Here is a 1,193-nt window from a genome sequence, read left to right on the forward strand (position 1 = left end):
GGCGAGGCGCGCGAGCCACGCGGGCTCCGCCGTCGCGTCGTCGTCGAGGAAGGCCACGACGTCCCCGCGCGCCGCCACGATCCCCGTGTTGCGCCCGGCCGAGAGCCCGCGCGGGCCCGCGTTCGCCAGGACCCGCACGGGAGCACCCGCCGCGTACCGCTCCCGCAGCCGCGCGAGCAGCGCCGGGTTGTGGTCCACGACGAGCAGCATCTCGCGTGCGGGCCGCGACTGCGCGAGGACCGAGGCGACCGCGTCCCCGATGTCCCGCCAGCGCTCCTCGGTGTACACGCAGATGACGACCGAAACGCCCGGGCCCGGATTCGCGTCCGCCGTCACGGCCGCCTCCCGTCGAGCCCCGGGCGCCGCACGCGCGAGCCGCGCCGCCCGCCGCGCTCGGTGAGGATCACGCGCAGGACGCGCAGCCCGTCCCGCACCGCGTGCAGATTGCTGTCGCCGTGGATGCGCAGGTACTCGTGGCTCGGGATCTCCTGGACCCGTAAACCGGCCTTCGCGACCCGGATGTTGATGAGCGTCTCGACCTCGAACCCCGTGCAGTCCAGGTCGATGTCGTCCAGGCAGTGCCGCCAGAACGCGTTGTAGCCGTAGCACAGGTCCGTGTAGCGGGCCCCGAACTTCGCGTTGACCGCGAGGCACAGCAGGCTGTTGCCCAGTCTGCGCAGCGCCGTCATGTCGTCCGTGCCGCCGCCGTTGGCGAAGCGCGAGCCCTTCGCGAAGTCCGCGCCCGAGACGAGCGCGGAGACGTAGCTGACGATCTCGGCGCCGTCCGCCGAGCCGTCCGCGTCGACCATCACGATGATGTCGCCCGTGCACGCCGCGAACCCGGCCCGCAGCGCGTCGCCCTTGCCGCGCCCCGACTGCGCCACGACGGTCAGGCGCGGCCACAGCGAGCGCGCCACCGCGACCGTGTCGTCCGTCGAGTTGCCGTCCACGAGGACCACCTCGTGGACCCAGCCGGGCAGCGACTCGAAGACGTACGGCAGGTTCGCCGCCTCGTTCATCGCGGGGATGACCACGCTCACCTTCGGCGTGATCGCCATGTGGCTGCTGATCGCCAGATAGCGCGCGGCGATCGCCTCGGCCTCGGCGACGGGACCGCCCGCCGCGGCCTCGTGCGCGAGCGCCGCGGCGGGCGGGGCCTGGCGCCCCGTACCGCCGCCGTCCTTCGTCTCCTG

Annotated in this window: 2 protein-coding genes; both read right to left on the reverse strand. The window is 73.8% G+C overall.

What is annotated here, in order from left to right:
- Positions 1-336: glycosyltransferase family 2 protein (locus G3I42_RS14680; RefSeq protein WP_164286092.1), on the reverse strand; the 336-nt coding region annotated here is incomplete at its 3' end.
- Entirely contained in the window at positions 333-1,058 is a 726-nt protein-coding gene (locus G3I42_RS14685) for a glycosyltransferase family 2 protein (protein ID WP_164286094.1), read from the reverse strand. The genes G3I42_RS14680 and G3I42_RS14685, both read right to left, overlap by 4 nt.
- Between the last annotated feature and the right edge of the window lie 135 nt (positions 1,059-1,193).

This window comes from Streptomyces sp. SID11385 (genome assembly GCF_010548245.1).
Classification (GTDB): Bacteria; Actinomycetota; Actinomycetes; order Streptomycetales; family Streptomycetaceae; genus Streptomyces.

Excerpts from the sequence above, each read along its gene's own strand:
- G3I42_RS14685 (WP_164286094.1), bottom strand. The coding sequence starts at position 1,058 with ATGGCGATCACGCCGAAGGTGAGCGTGGTCATCCCCGCGATGAACGAG.